This is a genomic window from Bacillus sonorensis NBRC 101234 = KCTC 13918 (assembly GCF_001592005.1).
Taxonomy (GTDB): domain Bacteria; phylum Bacillota; class Bacilli; order Bacillales; family Bacillaceae; genus Bacillus; species Bacillus sonorensis.
This window is the reverse complement of the sequence record NZ_BCVZ01000008.1, coordinates 39,490-57,054: the sequence shown is the minus strand read 5'-3', so window position 1 is coordinate 57,054 and position 17,565 is coordinate 39,490. Positions and strand designations below refer to the sequence as shown.

The 17,565-nt window shown below is 41.6% G+C and carries 19 protein-coding genes and 3 pseudogenes; 18 read left to right on the top strand and 4 right to left on the bottom strand.

Annotated elements, in window-relative coordinates; all coding sequences use genetic code 11:
* Positions 1 to 25: 25 nt before the first annotated feature.
* On the top strand, positions 26 to 766 hold the full coding sequence (locus BTR1S_RS11350; RefSeq protein WP_255265713.1) for a hypothetical protein: 741 nt from the start codon (positions 26 to 28) through the stop codon (positions 764 to 766).
* Positions 767 to 1,220: 454 nt separating this feature from the next.
* On the opposite strand, the pseudogene BTR1S_RS23245 reads toward BTR1S_RS11350, so the two are convergent.
* Positions 1,221 to 1,325, bottom strand: a pseudogene (locus BTR1S_RS23245) (sigma factor-like helix-turn-helix DNA-binding protein); the annotation flags it as partial.
* 477 nt (positions 1,326 to 1,802) lie between these two features.
* On the opposite strand from BTR1S_RS23245, the gene BTR1S_RS11340 reads away from it, so the two are divergent.
* The 3 genes from BTR1S_RS11340 (at position 1,803) to BTR1S_RS21925 (ending at position 3,786) form a co-directional block, all read left to right on the top strand.
* Positions 1,803 to 2,648 (top strand): MerR family transcriptional regulator, encoded by an 846-nt coding sequence (locus tag BTR1S_RS11340; RefSeq protein WP_029419313.1) that lies wholly within the window; start codon positions 1,803 to 1,805, stop codon positions 2,646 to 2,648.
* 255 nt (positions 2,649 to 2,903) lie between these two features.
* On the top strand, positions 2,904 to 3,458 hold the full coding sequence (locus BTR1S_RS11335) for a flavin reductase family protein (protein ID WP_034326419.1): 555 nt from the start codon (positions 2,904 to 2,906) through the stop codon (positions 3,456 to 3,458).
* Between the two features lie 19 nt (positions 3,459 to 3,477).
* Positions 3,478 to 3,786, top strand: coding sequence for a MarR family winged helix-turn-helix transcriptional regulator (locus tag BTR1S_RS21925; protein WP_309521103.1), 309 nt, complete (start codon positions 3,478 to 3,480; stop codon positions 3,784 to 3,786).
* Between the two features lie 312 nt (positions 3,787 to 4,098).
* On the opposite strand, the pseudogene BTR1S_RS21920 reads toward BTR1S_RS21925, so the two are convergent.
* Positions 4,099 to 4,362 (bottom strand): annotated as a pseudogene (locus BTR1S_RS21920) (LysR family transcriptional regulator substrate-binding protein); the annotation flags it as partial.
* 731 nt (positions 4,363 to 5,093) lie between these two features.
* Between BTR1S_RS21920 and BTR1S_RS11325 the strand changes: the two are divergent.
* The 11 genes from BTR1S_RS11325 to isdG all read left to right on the top strand — a co-directional run bounded on the left by BTR1S_RS11325 (position 5,094) and on the right by isdG (position 14,706).
* Positions 5,094 to 5,552: an NEAT domain-containing protein gene (locus BTR1S_RS11325; protein WP_006637682.1), complete on the top strand. Its 459-nt coding sequence runs from the start codon at positions 5,094 to 5,096 to the stop codon at positions 5,550 to 5,552.
* 20 nt (positions 5,553 to 5,572) lie between these two features.
* A complete protein-coding gene (isdC, locus tag BTR1S_RS11320; protein ID WP_029419314.1) occupies positions 5,573 to 6,244 on the top strand; it encodes a heme uptake protein IsdC in 672 nt (223 codons plus the stop codon).
* A gap of 21 nt (positions 6,245 to 6,265) precedes the next feature.
* Positions 6,266 to 8,065, top strand: coding sequence for an NEAT domain-containing protein (locus BTR1S_RS11315; protein ID WP_029419315.1), 1,800 nt, complete (start codon positions 6,266 to 6,268; stop codon positions 8,063 to 8,065).
* A 73-nt stretch (positions 8,066 to 8,138) separates the two neighbouring features.
* Positions 8,139 to 9,023, top strand: coding sequence for a heme ABC transporter substrate-binding protein IsdE (gene isdE, locus BTR1S_RS11310; RefSeq protein WP_029419316.1), 885 nt, complete (start codon positions 8,139 to 8,141; stop codon positions 9,021 to 9,023).
* Positions 9,024 to 9,060: 37 nt separating this feature from the next.
* Entirely contained in the window at positions 9,061 to 10,047 is a 987-nt protein-coding gene (locus tag BTR1S_RS11305; RefSeq protein ID WP_006637678.1) for a FecCD family ABC transporter permease, read from the top strand.
* On the top strand, positions 10,034 to 10,807 hold the full coding sequence (locus tag BTR1S_RS11300; protein ID WP_006637677.1) for an ABC transporter ATP-binding protein: 774 nt from the start codon (positions 10,034 to 10,036) through the stop codon (positions 10,805 to 10,807). The genes BTR1S_RS11305 and BTR1S_RS11300 overlap by 14 nt, the downstream gene beginning before the upstream one ends.
* Positions 10,808 to 10,823: 16 nt before the next feature.
* Positions 10,824 to 11,591 (top strand): class B sortase, encoded by a 768-nt coding sequence (gene srtB, locus BTR1S_RS11295; RefSeq protein ID WP_006637676.1) that lies wholly within the window; start codon positions 10,824 to 10,826, stop codon positions 11,589 to 11,591.
* 74 nt (positions 11,592 to 11,665) lie between these two features.
* Positions 11,666 to 12,577 (top strand): ABC transporter substrate-binding protein, encoded by a 912-nt coding sequence (locus tag BTR1S_RS11290; protein WP_034326494.1) that lies wholly within the window; start codon positions 11,666 to 11,668, stop codon positions 12,575 to 12,577.
* Positions 12,574 to 13,587: a FecCD family ABC transporter permease gene (locus tag BTR1S_RS11285; protein ID WP_006637674.1), complete on the top strand. Its 1,014-nt coding sequence runs from the start codon at positions 12,574 to 12,576 to the stop codon at positions 13,585 to 13,587. Before BTR1S_RS11290 ends, BTR1S_RS11285 begins: the two co-directional genes overlap by 4 nt.
* 1 nt (position 13,588) lies before the next feature.
* Entirely contained in the window at positions 13,589 to 14,386 is a 798-nt protein-coding gene (locus BTR1S_RS11280; RefSeq protein ID WP_006637673.1) for an ABC transporter ATP-binding protein, read from the top strand.
* Entirely contained in the window at positions 14,383 to 14,706 is a 324-nt protein-coding gene (gene isdG / locus BTR1S_RS11275) for a heme oxygenase (protein ID WP_006637672.1), read from the top strand. Before BTR1S_RS11280 ends, isdG begins: the two co-directional genes overlap by 4 nt.
* Before the next feature lie 266 nt (positions 14,707 to 14,972).
* Here isdG and BTR1S_RS23570 read toward each other — a convergent pair.
* A pseudogene (locus BTR1S_RS23570) lies at positions 14,973 to 15,206 on the bottom strand (RNA polymerase subunit sigma-70); the annotation flags it as partial.
* A gap of 206 nt (positions 15,207 to 15,412) precedes the next feature.
* On the opposite strand from BTR1S_RS23570, the gene BTR1S_RS11270 reads away from it, so the two are divergent.
* From BTR1S_RS11270 to BTR1S_RS11260, 3 genes are all read left to right on the top strand, one after another.
* Positions 15,413 to 15,751: an SMI1/KNR4 family protein gene (locus tag BTR1S_RS11270; protein ID WP_224254547.1), complete on the top strand. Its 339-nt coding sequence runs from the start codon at positions 15,413 to 15,415 to the stop codon at positions 15,749 to 15,751.
* A 23-nt stretch (positions 15,752 to 15,774) separates the two neighbouring features.
* The gene (locus tag BTR1S_RS11265; RefSeq protein WP_034326497.1) at positions 15,775 to 15,969 is read left to right on the top strand and encodes a bacteriocin immunity protein; all 195 of its coding nucleotides are present in this window, start codon (positions 15,775 to 15,777) and stop codon (positions 15,967 to 15,969) included.
* 143 nt (positions 15,970 to 16,112) lie between these two features.
* Positions 16,113 to 16,301, top strand: a complete 189-nt coding sequence (locus BTR1S_RS11260) for a hypothetical protein (RefSeq protein WP_006637669.1) — start codon at positions 16,113 to 16,115, stop codon at positions 16,299 to 16,301.
* 57 nt (positions 16,302 to 16,358) lie between these two features.
* Here the strand turns inward: BTR1S_RS11260 and BTR1S_RS11255 are convergent, their stop codons facing one another.
* Positions 16,359 to 17,345, bottom strand: a complete 987-nt coding sequence (locus BTR1S_RS11255; RefSeq protein ID WP_006637668.1) for a sugar-binding transcriptional regulator — start codon at positions 17,343 to 17,345, stop codon at positions 16,359 to 16,361.
* Between the last annotated feature and the right edge of the window lie 220 nt (positions 17,346 to 17,565).

Sequence of the window (17,565 nt, the reverse complement as noted above, 5' to 3'; positions counted from 1 at the left end):
ATTTATTGACTTTGGGAAATTGATATTGACAAAAGTATTGTGTAAAATAACCCCTTTTTATAAAATAAAAAGTAATTATTTGGATATGGAAGGGGAGAGAAGTGTGAAAAAGAAAATGTATTTTTTAATCGTACTGCTTTTTGCAGGTGCTTGTTTTGTGACTCCGTATGACTTTGTCTCGGCTGAAGGGTTTTTAGACCATAAAACTGCCATTGACGATCTATATTACTCAGGGAAAAAGACAAGGGAAATTGTAAAGGATGGGCAGATGCATTTTACGCTGGAAACAACATACCATGAAAATGGAATCGTTGAAGCCATCGTTACGGAAAATAAACATACGACTCATATTCAATATAACCCTGCAACGGGCATGACCTTATTAAACGGTGTAATATTAGAATCAAAGAAAGAATTTGAAATGGGTTTGTCAGCGTACAAAGAAGTATACATGGGGACTGTAACAAATAACGTCCCGGCAGGCACTTTGGTTGGAGCGGCAATTTCCTTGACAAGTATATGGACCAGGGTTCCTGCGAGCAGAGTAAAACAAACAGTTTTAACCCTAACTTCATTGGCTGTAGGAGAGACGCTTGATAAATTAATAAAGGTAAAAATCAAGCAATATAGAACTTCGAAGCCTGTCAAAGATGGAAGCATGTGTTACAAACAATATAAATATAAGCATAAGTCCACATGGTATTACAAGAAAAAACAAAGCAAACAACAAAGCTCATGCTGGTTTTTACAAAGTAAGCCCTGTTAAGGAGAGAGGAAATGAGCAAATGTCCGGTATGCAGGAAACCGTTTACTTTTAGAGAAAAATATAAGCTTATTAGAACAAAGACGCCAACTTGCCCCAGCTGTAAAAGTCCACTAAAGGAAACAACAGCTTCAAAATTGCTTTTTGGTTTGATTTTTATTTTGCCAATACTTTATTATATATCTTTTTGGAGCGGGTGGGATTCAATATTAAAGTGGTTTTTTCTTTTTATTTGGATTGTGTTTTGTTTATATATTTTGCAGCCTGTACTTTATCGTTATGATAAGACAAAAAAGCTAAAGGGCTGAATCGAACAAATATTCAGCTCTTCAGCCTGTCAGGGAACTATGAATGTGCAAAAAATCCTCAGCGTATTCTTTTTTCATGTAAGATGCCAGGTTTATTTCATCCTGCCAGAGTCTCTTCACTGAATATCACTTCCTCTTCACCCATTTCTCAGATTCGAGTCATAGCTTCGCGAGATCCCGAGCTCCTTCGCGATTTCGCGTTGCGTTTTCTCTTTCTTCAAATCAAGGCCGAAACGGCCGACGATGACTTCCTTTTAAAATACAGCTATTCATGCCATTATATACACTCTATCGACTGTGAAATTGCTATAATGTGGTTAATTCTCATTCGCGTTTGGTGTCAGAAAAACCATGAACCCATCGCGAATTACTACATAAAGAAACAGAAGATGGAGCGAAAGCAATGAGACGATATATCATGTCAATTTAACATGCTCGAGTAAATCATCTGGGATATTTGGTGGATTCTCTAATCATCTTCTGGCAGATACTCACCCCTTTCATAACCATTTTTAAAGCTGCGTAACAAATCATAAAACCTTGTAGTGGCTATAGGATCAATTCTTTTGGGTAGACAGGAAAGATCATTTCTTGGTAGATATGTTTAACAAAGAACGAAAAAGAAGATTGTCTTAAACAGGTTTTTTTCAAGATCGTTCAGCTAGGACTTTAAAGGTAACCGTGTACAGTGGAAGAAAAATTCTTAGAACTAAGAAGAAAGGATGGAATTGATGAAGGAATATTTTTCAATTGGGGAAACAGCCCGTCTAAATAACATTTCAATTCAAACATTGCGCTATTATGATAAGATCGGAATTTTCAAGCCTCAATGTACAGATCAGGATAATGGCTATCGATATTACCATGTTAAACAGTTCTTTTATTTGGATATTATTAAATATCTCAAATATATTAAAACGCCTTTGGAAGAAATTAAGCGCATTATCTCGCATACATGTACCACTGAACTGATGCAAACTTTTCTTGAGGAGCAAGAAAGCGTGATTGAGCGTGAAATGGAAAGACTCGAACGTGCCAGGCAATTGCTTCAAAGAAGAAAAAATCAGCTTAATGAACAATTGGAGATACGCACTAAAAAAGAAGAAGGTCTGGTTTATGTTCGACATATAGAAGGCCAAACCATTTTAAAAGCAGCGACACCTCAAGTGAATCCTCATGACCAATCAGATTTGTATTACCGAAAATTGGCTGAAGTCCTTGAAGAAAGAGGAGATATGGTCGATAACTATTATGGACTTATTTATGATTTAAAGCCTTATAAAGATTCCGGTGATATTTATTGCAACAGTGTTTATACGACGATTTATGATGGAGTAAAGATAGATATAGGAGAACAAAATATTGGGATAGATACGATCCCATCCGGTGAATATGTGTGCATTGCATTTGATTGCTCTGCAACAAATTATTTTTCATACTATCAAAAACTGTACCATTTTATTGAATCTCACGGCATCCAAACGGATGGAAAAGTATATCAAGTTTCTCTTCCAAACAGCTATAACTCATTAAGAGAAGAAGACTTCCTCACAGAATTTAGAGTGCTGAAACAATAACGAACCCCTTGACCCTATAGTTGCTATAGGGTTTATCATTTATGCATCTTCTTATGAATATTGAAAGGAAGGATGTATAAGATGGCAGAAGATAAGACGATTGGGTTACTTATGCCGCAATGGCAAGGCGGAAACAACCTGCCGGGAGCCCATTTATTAAACTGGGAATGGTCCATTTGAAGAAGTATCTGTCGATTTAGATGTGAGCCTCTCAAATTCTAATAAAAAGTAAATGAAAACAAAGGAGCGATGAAGATGAGAGCACCGATAGATGAACCAATTTGGTACGCCTACCCTGGAATGGTAGCTGTAGTTACGGCTCAATATGAAGGCGAAAAAAACGCAATGGCTTCCGGGTGGCATACGTATATTGGATCTTCTCCTGGAATGTATGGGATATCAGTAAACAAAGAGACATTTACTTACAAAATGATTGAGAAAAGTGGTGTTTTCGGTGTGAATTTTCTTCCGGGGAGATGTTCGGAATTAATTCAAGCATTAGGCACTCATAGCGGTAGAGATATAAATAAGTTTGAAGCATTTCATATTCAATACGAAGCAGGGCTAAAAGCTGAGATACCGATTTTAACTGATGCGTATTTTGCTTATGAGTGTAAAGTACACAGTATTTCCACCTTGGGCGATCAAGAGTGGATTGTGGGAGAAGTTTTACAGAGGTATCAAGATAAAGAGCTTTTCTTAAAAAATGGAATGCCAAATTTAGAAAAAGTGGATATTCCGCTTCATATTGGAGGATCCAGCTACCGAATATTAAATAGTAAAGCGGAGGAACATCAACACCCTTTTTAGCCCAAAACTGATTGAAACATTGATTATTACGTGGCATACATGCTCTTATTCCATCTCACACGGTCCAAATGAATCTATCTTGTCCGTTGCTGGCGGGAGCATCACTTATGTTGTGGATAAGCTTGAAAAAAAGGAATTCGTTAAAAGGGAGCCAAGTCCGACAGATCGGCGATCGTCAAACGACAAAGGGCAAAACTTATTTAAAGAAATTTTTCCTCAACACGTTGAAGTAATATCTGAAAATTTGTCTTTTGTAAGCACTGAGGAAAAGATACAGCTAACAGATCTTCTCAAAAGGATTGGACTTGGTGCCAGTCAGCTTAAATAACCTGAAAAGATATGCATTTATAAAGGCAGGGAATTTAAAGGTTCCCTGCCTTTTTGTATTCTAGCCGACCTGGTGTCAGTGACATGTACAGGATTGGAAAAAACAGAGCTTTAGATCATAACGAGACACTAGAACAGGCGGTGGAGCTGGGCGTGAAATGATGAATATTTCTGTATTGTCCGGATATGTCATTTGAAAGCAGAGAGCGTAATGAAAAATAACTTATGATTCGAAGAAATGAAGATTAGATCGCAGAAGCGGATATGTTTTAATGGCTGCAAGTATATCGAGTTCGTGGTATACGCCGGGGTGTTAATCATTCTTTTGATATAGTTGTTTAACTGTTTCTATGAATATTTTTGGTGCGTGAGATGTTTGCGGTGTTGTGCAAATTCCTATTGTACGATAAGTGTTTTCCTCCAACTCAATCGCCTTAATGTTGTTGCGCGAACCCTTAATTACCAACTCAGGTCGAATATTAATACCCAAATTAGCTACGACAAGCGCTAAAATGGATTGGTCATCCGAAACTTCATATCGAACCTTTTGTTGAATGTTATGATCTTTAAAAAATGCGGCGACCTCGTTATCCGGGCTGTTGTATGTTTATCTGAGTTGAATTCTTGCCAGTATGGAAGCAATAGATAGCTTTGCATGCCGTATTTTTCAAAGCAGGCTCTGCCCTTCAGAATAGAATAAGCGATTTTGTTTTGTTCACCATTAAAAAATGCTTGTTTAAGAAATATCTCTAAATACAACGTAGGGGGGAAGATATTATGAATAATTATACAAATTCTGTTTGTGGTTAAATCGTCATGGAAATTCAGTATGTTACTATTGTTTATTTCCGGGAAAGAAATTAATTATATTTATATAATCAATTGGTTAAATGAGATTTAAAAAATTCTTAAATTAAAGGGATTAAATAAAATGTTCCTGTTATATAATTTTATGAAAATAATAAAAATAGCATATAAAGGGATTTTCATTAAGAAACATATTGACAAAAAATTTAAGGATAAGATAATATCAAGTTGCATAGGATGCATTTTCCTTTGCAAAGAATGGAGGTCATGCCATGATTTAGAATAACGGGACTTTTAGACTGTTTGTTGTTCGACAAGGGGATTCAATTTCACATGCGGGTAGACATCTTTGATTCGGCAGAGAACAAAGATTTATTTTTTTGAGTCAATTGAGAATGATTATCATAATCATCTGTAAATCTCTTTATACAATACACCGGAAGTTTATTTTTTTTCATCTCAATTGATAATAATTATCAATTTCATTTAGGGGGTTCGTTTATGAGAAAGCGCTTAGCTTCAAGTGTTTTGCTTGTTTTGAGTTTTGTTGTGCTGCTGGCGGGTGCTCCATTGCAAAGAGCTTCGGCGGCATCGCTCGAAAGCGGCACCTACACAGTGCAATATGTGGTGTGGAAAGCAAATAGCGATACGGCTTCAACAGCCAATACTTATTTTGAAAAACCGGCCACATTAATTGTGAAGGACGGAAAAATCAAAGCTCAGGTAACTTTGAATAACAGCTCCTGGATTACAAAGTTCCAAACTTTAGACAAAGGAACATATAAAGATGCTGCTGTCATCAGCACAAATTCAACTTTGAACAAAAGAACGGTGGAGTTCAATGTTTCTGATTTGAATCATGTCCTTCCTGCTAAAGTTAGCGTAAACGTTCCTTTGATCGGTTATAAAGGAAACTATGACATCAGGCTGAAATTTGATGCTGAGAGCATCCAATCTTAAATGGAAGGGTCTGTAGAACGATGAAAAAATGTCTTATCATCCTTGCTTCCAGCTGTATGGTTCTTCTGTCTATGCTGCTGTCGCCGCTTTCTGCAGCGCTTGCAGCCTCTGAGCTGAAAGACGGTACATATTCGGTGGGATATACAGTGATGAAAGCAGAAGGTAATGCGGTGTCAATGGCAAATGATTACTGGCTGAAGCCTGCAAAGCTTATTGTGAAGAACGGCAAAATAACTGTCCAAATGAAGATTAAAAACAGCGATTGGGTAACTGAATTTAAGGTTCCGGGAAACGGCGGCTATGTGGATACCCAGGTGATATCGAAAGATAAAGCGCAGAATACACGTACTGTACAGTTCGCAGTTTCAAGCTTAGCCAAACCGATCAAATCAAAAATTCATGTGACGGTTAAGTCTGCAGACTACGATCATGATTACACGATTCAGCTCAAGTTTGATACAGGAAGCATTCAACAGCTTGGCACCAGCGGCGATAACTCAAAAGATACAGAAGCTGCGGCAGCTGGTTCTTCTTCATCAAATAAAGAAAAGACCAACTCTTCTCAATCGAAGCAGGCGGAAGCTAATCCGCAAACAGGCGATTCAAATAAGGCAGGGTGGATGATCTTGCTGATTGTTGTCTCCGGAGGATTACTTGCCCGTCAATTCGCAATAAGAAATAAAAGAGTGTAATAGAAGAGGAGAGTGAGTAGATTGAAACGATTTCTGCATTTAACGGCCGGTTTTCTTCTTGTTTTATTCAGTTTTGCAACCGCGCTTCAACTTCCTGCAGATCGTGCATATGCAGCCCTTGCGGATGGCAAATATCAAACACAATTTAAGATATTAAAAGATGGTACTGATGAAGCATCAATGATGGACACTTACACAGAAAAGCCCGCCACGATAGAAGTGGAAAATGGGAAAATCTACGCTTCCTTCACACTGAAGCAAAGCGCGGAAATTACGAATTTTAAAGTTGAACAAAACGGTGTTTTAACTGAAACGAAAACAGTCAGTGAAGACAAGGATGCCAACACCCGTGTGGTTAAATTTGAAGTGGGTGATTTGTCAGCAAAGATCAACGGATGGGTTAAAATTTACTGGGATTTAGGCGGCTTTATTTACGATGAGTCATATAATGTGCAAATCGAATTTGACAATAACTTAAAGCCCGTCAATGTCCAGAATCCGGACGACAAAACAACAACCCCGGATGATAAAACAACAGATCCAGGAGATAAAACGACAACCCCGGACGATAAAACAACAGATCCAGGAGATAAAACGACAACCCCGGACGATAAAACGACAGATCCGGGAGACAAAACAACAACTCCGGATGACAAAACAACAAAGCCGGGAGACTCAACCAATTCGAATAAATTGGAAGATGGCACCTATTCCATTCAGTACAGTGTGTTAAAAGGTGATACGGATGAAACTTCCAGAATGAGCGATTATTTCTCCCATCCCGCAACTTTGACGGTAAAAGACGGGAAGCAGCTCATTTCCTTTACGATCAAAGACAGTACATCTGTCAGATCGCTTCAAACAGAGGATAACGGGGCTTTGAAAGAAGTGAAGACCGTCAGAACAAATGAAGCTAAGAATACGAGAGATGTAGCCTTTAATGTATCAGATCTGTCAAAAACGGTAGACGGAAAAGTGAAAATTTCTGTACCTGCCGCCAATTATGAAGGCACATACGATATTCGTTTCAAATTTGATCAAAAGAGCATCGCCGCGATGAAGGACGGCGGAAGCGGAAATCATTCGACAGTGCCGTCAGCGAAAAAAACTGATCAAACTTCTGTTCCGCCGACTTCAAATTCCAAAACAAAGGGTGCAGAACTTGAAGACGGCATCTATCGCTTGCCATTTACCGTCTATTACCCTGACAAAAATGAAAAATCGCGGATGAATGATTATTTCGCCAGCCCTGCGACGCTTGTGGTGAAGAACGGGAAGAAATATGCCTCCTTTACGGTGAAAGACAGCTCTTCCATTACTAAGCTGGAAATTGGAGTAGGCGGAAAATACGTTGACACGCATGTCGCAGCTGTTGATAAAAAAGCAAATACCCGCATTGTTCAATATGAAATTGAAAATTTAAATGAAGATCAACATGCGCTTGTTAAAATTGATCTCCCTGAATTCAACTACCATGAACAGTACGAGGTGCGTTTTGTTTATGATGTGAAAAATATAGAAAAAGGACAGGGCAGCGGGGTTGCGAGTGTAATCGGTCAAAAGGGCTCCCTTACATTTGACAAAAAGCCAAGCACAAGCGTGCCGACAACGGTAGCGGATCTGATCAGCCCAGTTTCTGAGAAAAACGGAGCGGAACATCTAAAATTTGATCGCGATGCTGACAGTTCTGATCATTCAGCTGATAAGACGGACACCGCAAACCCGAAAACAGGTGATGCGGGACCGCTTTTCCTGTATTCCTTGCTTCTTTCAGCATCCCTGTTTGTGCTCATTAAAAAGTACAGAACACGAACGCTCTAATACATGTTTGGATTTCAACGATGTGCCTGTGCATACCCAGGCACATCCCCTTTTCTGAAAGGAGTATCGCTTTGTGAAAAAACTATCGTTTTCTCTGCTCATCAGTTTGTTCACTTTCGTGTTATTGGCCGGCTGTTCAGCCAAAGAATCAGAGCATGTAGACAATGGTTCGGCAAAAACGGAAAAACACCGGGTCGTAGCAACGACAGTCGCAGCTGCTGAGATTATGGATGCGCTGGATATTGATTTGGTGGGAGTTCCGACAACGAAAAAGGCGCTTCCTAAAAGATATAACGGCCTTCCTGAGGTGGGCAACCCGATGAAACCGGACATGGAAATCTTGAAGTCGCTCAAGCCGACTGAAGTGCTCTCTGTCACAACGCTCAAATATGATCTGAAGGACTCTTTTAAAGGAGCAGGCATTGCAGCGAATTATTTAAATCTTGAAAGTTTGGCAGATATGGAGAAAACCATTCGAAAGCTCGGTTCAGTCTATGATCGGAAGGAAGCGGCGGAAAAACTCGTGAAGCAGTTTGAAGATAAAAAGAAGTCGGTTCAGGCAAAAGTCAAAGGGAAAGAAAAACCGAAGGTGCTCATTTTGCTTGGTGTTCCCGGAAGCTATTTGGTAGCAACGGAAAACTCTTATATAGGCGACCTCGTCCGGATAGCAGGCGGTCAAAACATTGTCCGGGGAGAATCAATGGAATACTTGGCATCAAACACGGAGTATCTGAAAAAATCGAATCCTGACATTATATTACGCGCTGCTCACGGAATGCCTGATGAAGTCGTGGACATGTTTGATAAGGAATTTAAAACCAACGATATTTGGAAACATTTTGATGCTGTAAAACATAATCGTGTATATGACTTAGAGGAAAGCCTGTTTGGCACTACAGGAAATTTGAAAGCCAATGAAGCACTTGATGAGCTTGTGAACATGATATATCCGTCATGAATGGCTCAGCGATTTTGATGATAAAAGGACGTTCAAAATGAAAAAAACATGGATCAGTTTTCTTATTGTAATTTTTTTGATTGTCGCCGTTTTCATTTACTCCGCCGTCACCGGAAGCATTAAAGCCGGGCCGATTGAATTGATAAAAGGACTGATAACAGGGCGAAGCGAGCAGGTGGAGATCATTAAAGATTTGCGCTTTCCGCGTATGTTCGTCTCGCTGTTTTCAGGAGCGGCGCTGTCTGTATCAGGGGTTCTTCTGCAATCTGTCATGAGAAATCCTCTGGCTGATGCCGGTGTGATCGGAATATCGTCCGGTGCAAGTTTACTGTCTCTCATGGCTGTCACTGCACTTCCTCAATTTTACTTTTACACTCCCATTTTTGCTTTTTTAGGTGGGGCGTTGGCTTGCTTTCTCGTTTACTCATTGTCTTGGAAAGCGGGGCTCAGTCCGCTCAGGCTTATTTTGACCGGTATTGCCATTAATGCGATGTTCACAGGGCTGACGGAGGCCTTTGTATCAATTTGCAGCTATTTTAATATTACGATTAACCAGTCTGCCGTCTCTAATCTGACGATGAAGACGTGGAGTGATGTCCACCTGATTGCGGTATACGGAATCGTCTGTATTGCAGTGGCTTTGTGTCTCAGCTCATGGTGCAACATCCTTGCGTTGCAGGACAAAACGGCGAAAAATCTCGGTATCCAAGTCGCGAAAGCAAGGATCGTCATTTCGGTTATCGCCGTGCTGCTCGCGGCCGTAACGGCTGCCGTTGCCGGTGTGATATCCTTTGTCGGGCTGCTTATCCCTCATATCGCAAGGCGTGTGGTCGGTTCAGACCACCGGGTTTTGCTGCCCTTTTCTGCGCTTGCAGGCGCTTTGCTGATTTTAACGGCGGATACGATCGGCAGAACCCTTGTCGCACCGAATGAAATTCCCGCATCGACGATCATGGCCGTCATAGGCGGACCCTTTTTAATAGTTCTGCTGAGAAGGAGTGATCGGATCAATGGAAATGAATAATGTGACCTTTTCCTATGAGAAGAAAGGGATCAATCGGGTGAAGTCCTTGACAGCTTTCGTCGATATGGGAAAAATAACAACGATTATCGGACCGAACGGCTGCGGCAAATCGACGCTTCTTTCGCTGATGGCGAGAAATTATTTGCCGGATAGAGGGGAGATCGTCCTTGACGGCAAGTCTATCGAAACATTTAAACCAAAGGAATTTGCAAAAAAATTAGCAGTTGTTCATCAGCAGAACGAAGCTCCGTATGATATGACAGTCGAACGCCTGGCAAGCTTCGGTCGAATCCCTTATCAATCAATGCTTTCCCAGAAAAAAGAAGAAGATGAGGAAGCGGTTGAATGGGCTCTAACATGCACCAATCTGCTGGACAAAAGAAAGAAAACCATTGCTGCTTTGTCAGGCGGAGAACGACAAAGGGTATGGATCGCGATGGCACTTGCCCAAAAAACGCCCATTCTGTTTCTGGATGAACCGACGACATATCTTGATATTTATTATCAGTTTGAGATTTTGGAGCTGATTAAAAAATTAAATGAAAGACATGGTTTAACCATTGTTATGGTGCTGCATGACATTAATCAGGCCGTACGCTACAGTGACAGCATTTGGGCCATGAGAGAAGGCGAGCTGATCTTGAAGGGGAAGCCTGAAGAAATGATGACGGAACAGGTTATTAAACAGATTTACGGAGTGGAAGTCATGATCAAATCAGACGAAGAAGCGGGCATGTATATTGTGCCGATAGGGATTTGACAGAGCGGGTGAAAAAATGAAGCGAACGGGTACCGATCAAAAGAAAAAATCATCGCCATTTCAAAGGCTGCTGACAGTCATCTGTTTATGCGTTTTGATATACAGCGGGTGGCAACTTGCAGGTGAGCTGTTTGGATATTATCAAAACCGCAAAGTGCTGGCAGAAGCGCAAACGATGTTTGATAGGAATGCTGCAAAAGCGGAGAATAAGCGGGGGATCCGCCCCCAGTTTGATCAGCTTCGTAAGGTCAATAGAGACATCGTCGGCTGGATTGAATTGAAGGATACGATGATCAATTATCCAATTGTGCAGGCTGAGGACAACGATTTTTATTTGTTTCGCAACTACAAAAAGGCAGATACAAAAGCGGGCAGTATTTTTATGGATTACCGCAACAGCGTCAAAAACGAAAGCCCCAACACGGTTATATACGGACACCGGATGAAAGACGGCTCCATGTTTGCACAATTGACGAAGTACTTAAAAAAGGATTTTTTTGAAGCTCACCGGACGTTTCATTATGACACTCTGTACAAGAGCTATGAAGCAGAAATTTTTGCGGTGTATAACACAACTGTTGATTTTGACTACATTCAGACGGATTTTCAAGACCTTGGAGAATACGCGCAATTTCTTCATCAAGTTAAAAATAAGTCAATCTATCAAACAGATACAGATGTGTCTACAGATGATCTCATTCTTACGCTATCGACATGCGACTACTTTCTTTCATCGGAAACAGGCCGCCTTGTCGTTCAGGCAAAGCTGAAGGAAGTAACATGAGACATCCCGATAATCAGGAATAAAAAAAGAAAGGTGTGTTGAAGTTGAGACGCTGTCAGATTACAGCATTGGTGATGGTACTCATGATGATTGCGGCAGGCTGCGGGCAGACGGCATCCAAGTCAGCAAAGGAAACATCCGAAGGCAGCGTTCATATCCAAGATTTTGCGGGCAGGGATATCACCTTTGATAAGGTGCCTGAAAAGATCGTTGCGCTTTCAAACGGAGACATGAGCATCGTCTATGCATTGGGGGGAGAGGTTGTCGGGAGGCCGTCGGCTGAACTCCCTTCATCTTTGAAAAAAGCGGAACATGCAAAACAAATCGGAACGACTCATCAAATGGATTTGGAGCAAATCACAAGTTTAAAGCCTGATGTTGTTTTAGGGAATAAACAGCTGAATGAGAAAGACATCTCTTCAATTGAAGGAATTGGGTCAAAGCTTGTGCTTACACAAGCGAACTCAGTGAAAGATATTCAGAAGCAAATCACGCTTTTCGGGAAGATGCTCAATAAGCCGGCTCAAGCGAAAAAGCTTAATAATCAAATCGATCAAAAGATCGCTTCTCTAAAAGGTTCCTCAAAAGGGATTCGAACTTTGGTCGTATATGGTGCACCAGGAACATACATGGCTGCACTTCCGAATTCACTGAGCGGAAATTTGCTTGAATTGGTCGGCGGAAAAAATATTGCTGCTGACGCTCCTGCAATTGAACAGTTCCCGCAATATGCTCAAATTAATACTGAAAATGTTATCCGGTCTGATCCGGATCTCATTCTCCTCATGACTCACGGAAATGCAGAAGAGGTTAAAAAAGGCTTTTTAAATGAGATGGAGCAAAATCCCGCCTGGAATGACGTAAAAGCGGTCAAAGAAGGGAGAATCGAGATTCTGCCCAATGACTTATTTGGTACAAACCCAGGCGCAGCAGTTATTGATGCACTCGATTATCTTGAGAAAAAAATGAGGACGGCAGCCAAATGAGAATGCAGACTGTGCTTACTGAAGAAAAAAGAAATTTGAGAAGGAAATGGCTTTTTCCAGTTATGTTGGCAGCACTTCTTCTCGTCATGTTTTATGGGCTGACTCTTGGCTCTGTGCATATTTCACTGGCTGATATATGGGCCGTCTTTACGTCCCGGTCAGATCCTGTAAACGAAAAAATCGTCATGGATTTGCGCTTGCCCCGCGTATTGACCGGACTGCTTGTCGGTGCAAGTTTAGCCGCTTCAGGCTCACTGCTGCAAGGAGTCGTAAAAAATCCGCTTGCAGATCCGGGAATTATCGGCGTAACAGCAGGCGGAGGACTAGCGGCTGTGACTTGCATGATCCTGCTTCCTCAATATATCTATTTGCTGCCGGCAGCAGCATTTCTAGGCGCTTTTCTTGCGAGCCTTGTCGTATACGGACTGTCTTGGGATCAGGGAACATCTCCATTGAAGCTGATTTTGGCAGGGGTAGCCGTCAATGCGCTGCTGGGAGCAGTGATGAACGGTTTGATGGTGGTTTACAGTGATCGCGTTCAAGCGGTGCTTCCATGGCTTGCGGGCGGTTTGAACGGAAGAAGCTGGCATCACTTGGGCTTCATGGCGCCTTATGCCATTGGCGGACTCGTGCTCTGCTTGTTTGCAATAAAGCCTGCAAATATTTTGAGGCTCGGGGATGATTCAGCCAAGCTCCTGGGCCAGAATGTGGAGCTGACACGGTTCTTCTTAATTGTGCTGGCTGCGCTGCTTGCGGGTGCGGCTGTAAGTGTGGCGGGTCTGGTCGGTTTTGTCGGCTTGGTTGTTCCCCATGTGATCAGGCTGCTGATTGGTGATGACTATCGTTTTCTGCTGCCGTTGTCTGTGCTATGCGGAGGGATTCTTGTCGTACTGGCGGACACTGCTGCGCGTGTCTGGTTCTCGCCGGTTGAGCTGCCGGTCGGCATTTTGCTGGCTTGTCTCGGAGCACCTTTTTTCCTTTATTTGTTAAAAACGAAAGGAGGCATATGACGTGTCAGTCATTGATCTGCAGAACATCTGTCTCAAACAGGGGGATTTTTCATTTTCTTCAGTTTCTTTGTCGGTTCCAAAAGGGAAAATCACGGGGATTATCGGTCCGAACGGTTCGGGAAAATCGACTTTGGTTAAAATCATCGCCAAGTTGATCCAGCCTAGGGAAGGCACTGTATATATTCATGACGGCCTCCTTACAGCGATGAGCCGGAAAGAGCTCGCCAGGGAAATAGCGGTACTTATGCAATCCAAAGAAAGAGTGCCCCAAATGACAGTCCAAGAGCTTGTGACATATGGAAGAACGCCCCATCGCCCTTTCTACAAAGGTCTCAGCCCCCGTGATCATGAAGCTGTTCATTGGGCAATGGATGTCACCGGAATTGAGGAAAATGCAGACAGAATGGTGTATACACTATCGGGGGGAGAAAGGCAAAAAGTATATATCGCGATGGCGCTTGCCCAGAAAACGAAGACATTGATCCTTGATGAGCCGACCACATTCCTGGACATTGCCCACCAGCTTGACGTTATGGAGCTGCTGAAGGAGCTAAACGAAATTCACGATTTGACGGTTTTAATGGTGCTGCATGATTTGCAGCAGGCTGCTAAATATTGTGATTATCTGATTGCGATGAAAGGAGGCGATGTCTTTCAAACAGGTGCGCCAAATGAAGTTATGAACGAGTTTTTTTTTCAGGAGTTATACGGCATAGAGGCCGAAGTCGAGATAAGAGAGTACCCGCGTATTATGCCAATCGCAACAATTAAAAAGAAAAAAGGGGGAGAGTCAGTATGATTATCGTTAATAATCAAGTGCAAGTCAAAAAAGGCTGTGCCGATCAGTTGGTGCAGCGTTTCAATAAACAAGGGCAAGTCGAATATATGGAAGGCTTCCTCGGAATGGAAGTGTGGGTGACTCGACATACGACTGACTACGATGAAGTGATTATTACGACGCGCTGGAATCGAAAAGAAGACTTTACAAATTGGACGAAAAGCCAGGCGTTTCGGGATGCGCACTCACATGGAAAAGAAAAGCCCGATTTCATTATAAAAAATAAAATTGCTTACTACGATGTTCTTGTGACAAGACAGGCTTTGCGCAAAGATGCGTAATTATGAAAAATAAATCAGCTTGCCGGAGAAGCCTCAAAAATAGGCTTCCCCGAGAAGCTTTGTAGTTAAAATAAAAATAGAATCATCCTTAACGTCCAATCTCAAAAAAGGGAGTTAGATGTCTTCAAATTTACTATTAGTGGTGTCCCAAAAAGACCATCTTTCAATCTAGGTAATAAATAAAAAAAAGGCCAGTTTTCAATCATTCCGGCCTCTTTTTTATGTCACTTCCCCTTCGCCCGCTTCCTTTTCTCCTTCTCCGCCCGTTAAAACTCATGAAACATTTTCATCAGCGCGCGTTTCTCAGGGCTCTGCTAGATTTCGAGCTCCTTCGCGATTTCGCGCCTGCGTTTTCTCTTTCTTCAAATCAAGGCCGAAGCGGCCGGCGATGACTTCTTTGTCTCTCCCACCTGAGGATGTCGATGTGTTTTTTGACTTTTTCAAGCTCCATGGCTGAGCGGGATCGTGTCGATGGCGTCTTTGTTTTCCGATTTGATAAGCCTTCAGGTGTAGAAGGATGGATTAAGGGAAAATTCTTTGGACAATTAACACAATTGGCCAGGATACACTTATGAAGTTTGAGGTACATACGGTACTATAAATGTGGAGGTTAATTATGCAGATTATTAACTGGAGAAAACGCAGTACGTTTAAAGAGGAGAAATTCATAGTCTTGAACAAACTCTGAACATCGAGTTTCCGTTAGATTTCAGAGAGTACATTAAAAGAATTCAATGGCTGTTCTCCAGTAGATAAGCGTGTTGTTATTTTTGAGGGATTTAGAGAATCGATGAATAATCTACTAAGCATGGAGACCCAGAGAGACCAATTGGACTTTAATAACTTTAAGGATAGATTAGTTGACAACCTTATTCATTTTAAAACAGATGCAGGGGGCAACTTATTTTGTGTTGATTATAGAGATTCTGCTAGAAATCCCACTGTATTTTTTGGGGATAACGAAGAAGCATTTGAGAATCCAGAAGCTGCGGTAACCTATGTCTGTGATAATTTCACTGAATTTATTAATAGTTTGAGAGTATGATGAGGAGGAGTAAAGTGATCTCCATGTTAAAAATAGAGTTAGTGTCCCTTGTGGAGAGACTAATGGATCCTGAAACAGATGATGAAACTATAAGTGAATATATCGACATTTTAGAAAAAAACGTACCACATCCATCACCTAGTGACCTAATTTTTTGGAGTAATGAGGATTATTCGGCCGAGCAAATTGTTGACATAGCCCTTAACTACAAAGAATAGGGGGATTTTGAGGCGTCGTTTAATTTCGTTTTATTCCTTATTTTTAAAAGGAAAAAAGCATGTGACCAAAATAATCATTAAAAAAAGGACATACAGGAGCCCGAAAAATATGGAAGAGAGACTCATATAAAGGGGAATAGATGATGATTCAAGAAATAAATTGGCTTAGTCCATCGATGCGTACCGATAAAAACGTAGTTGAAATTAGAAGTTTTAAAGAGTCTTTTAATTTTCTTCTGACAATTGAAAGAGATAAGTATTTAGGGATACAAGAAGATTACGACTCTGATCTGACGGCGTTCGCCTGGTCCTCAAAGGAGCTGAAGCTTTAACAAACCTTACGGTGAAATCAAAAAAGAGGCTTGCCTGACAGCGCCTCTTTTTGATTTTTAAGGATGTGATGAACTATCGTTTTTGGCAGAGTGGTGCAGTGATAACACTTCCTTGGCAGTGGCCATATCTGTTATGAGGAAATCAATCCATCCCCCGCGCAATGCCGCCCCAATCGCCGCTGCTTTTTTTCGGCCGCTTGCGATGGCCATTACATTTTGGGCGTTTTTTAATTCATGTACCGATAAACCGATCATTCTGGATTCCTCTTCGCACTTGATCACGTTTCCGTTTTGATCTAAAAATGATGTGCACACGACCGCTTCAGCACCTTTGTCCCTTAATCGATGAAGATCCTCCTTGCTGAAATAACCCGAAGTGACAATTGTATCTTCTTCTGATACGGTTCCGATCCCCACCACAGATACAGCGGCTTGACGGGCAAGTTCAATCACGTCAGAGATTTCCCGTTCAGCCATGATAATATCCCTCGCCTGTTTTGATACGACAACGGCGGGTGCGTTGATCAAAAAGTATTTTGACTTTAATTTTTCGCCGAATAATCTTGTATTTGAGTTTGCGTGCCATGTCGCACCTTCGGCACCCCAACCGCCGACAAGGGGGACAAATTTCAGGTTTTTCCGCGAAAAAAAAGGCATTTCCTGGGCGAGGAGATTGACGCTCTTTCCAGCCATTATCCCAATAATGTCGTGATGTTTGATGATGGATTCCAGCAATACGGCACCGGCTCTTGCAAGGTGCAGGTCGATCATCTGCTGGTCGGCGTCCGGCACATTGATGACGACGGCGTTTTTTATACCGAATGTTTCCTTAAGCTGTCGTTCGTATTGCTGTTCATCACCATAAGGATTTTTAATTGTAATTTGGACGATTCCTTCCGATTTGGCCGTGCTCAGCATCCTGCTGACATGTGAACGGGAAACAGAAAGCTGCTCGGCGATTTCCTGCTGGCTCAATCCATCAAGATAGTAGAATGTGCTTATTTTGACAAGCTGACGAGTTTTTTCTTCATTGATGTCCGGCATTTTGACCTCTCTTTCTTTTGAACAAATGTTCAAATGTTCACCATTGAAATTATGTTCAGTGAGGAGATATAATAAATGTGCAAGAAAATTTTTCTAGTTGAGCAGAGTAGAGTAGAATTGAGCAGAGCAGAGTAAGTCAATCAAGCAACAGAAAAGGCACCGATCGGTCGCGAAACACATCAGGCGGCACCTTCGGGTCGTTCGTTTTTCTGCTCTATTC

Coding starts and splice junctions, on each gene's coding strand:
- BTR1S_RS11325 (WP_006637682.1), top strand. CDS start 5,094: ATGAGAAAGCGCTTAGCTTCAAGTGTTTTGCTTGTTTTGAGTTTTGTT.
- BTR1S_RS11265 (WP_034326497.1), top strand. CDS start 15,775: ATGTTAAAAATAGAGTTAGTGTCCCTTGTGGAGAGACTAATGGATCCT.
- BTR1S_RS11305 (WP_006637678.1), top strand. CDS start 9,061: ATGAAAAAAACATGGATCAGTTTTCTTATTGTAATTTTTTTGATTGTC.
- srtB (WP_006637676.1), top strand. CDS start 10,824: ATGAAGCGAACGGGTACCGATCAAAAGAAAAAATCATCGCCATTTCAA.
- isdC (WP_029419314.1), top strand. CDS start 5,573: ATGAAAAAATGTCTTATCATCCTTGCTTCCAGCTGTATGGTTCTTCTG.
- BTR1S_RS11290 (WP_034326494.1), top strand. CDS start 11,666: ATGGTACTCATGATGATTGCGGCAGGCTGCGGGCAGACGGCATCCAAG.
- BTR1S_RS11340 (WP_029419313.1), top strand. CDS start 1,803: ATGAAGGAATATTTTTCAATTGGGGAAACAGCCCGTCTAAATAACATT.
- BTR1S_RS11300 (WP_006637677.1), top strand. CDS start 10,034: ATGGAAATGAATAATGTGACCTTTTCCTATGAGAAGAAAGGGATCAAT.
- BTR1S_RS11335 (WP_034326419.1), top strand. CDS start 2,904: ATGAGAGCACCGATAGATGAACCAATTTGGTACGCCTACCCTGGAATG.
- BTR1S_RS11255 (WP_006637668.1), bottom strand. CDS start 17,345: ATGCCGGACATCAATGAAGAAAAAACTCGTCAGCTTGTCAAAATAAGC.
- BTR1S_RS11260 (WP_006637669.1), top strand. CDS start 16,113: ATGATTCAAGAAATAAATTGGCTTAGTCCATCGATGCGTACCGATAAA.
- isdG (WP_006637672.1), top strand. CDS start 14,383: ATGATTATCGTTAATAATCAAGTGCAAGTCAAAAAAGGCTGTGCCGAT.
- BTR1S_RS11285 (WP_006637674.1), top strand. CDS start 12,574: ATGAGAATGCAGACTGTGCTTACTGAAGAAAAAAGAAATTTGAGAAGG.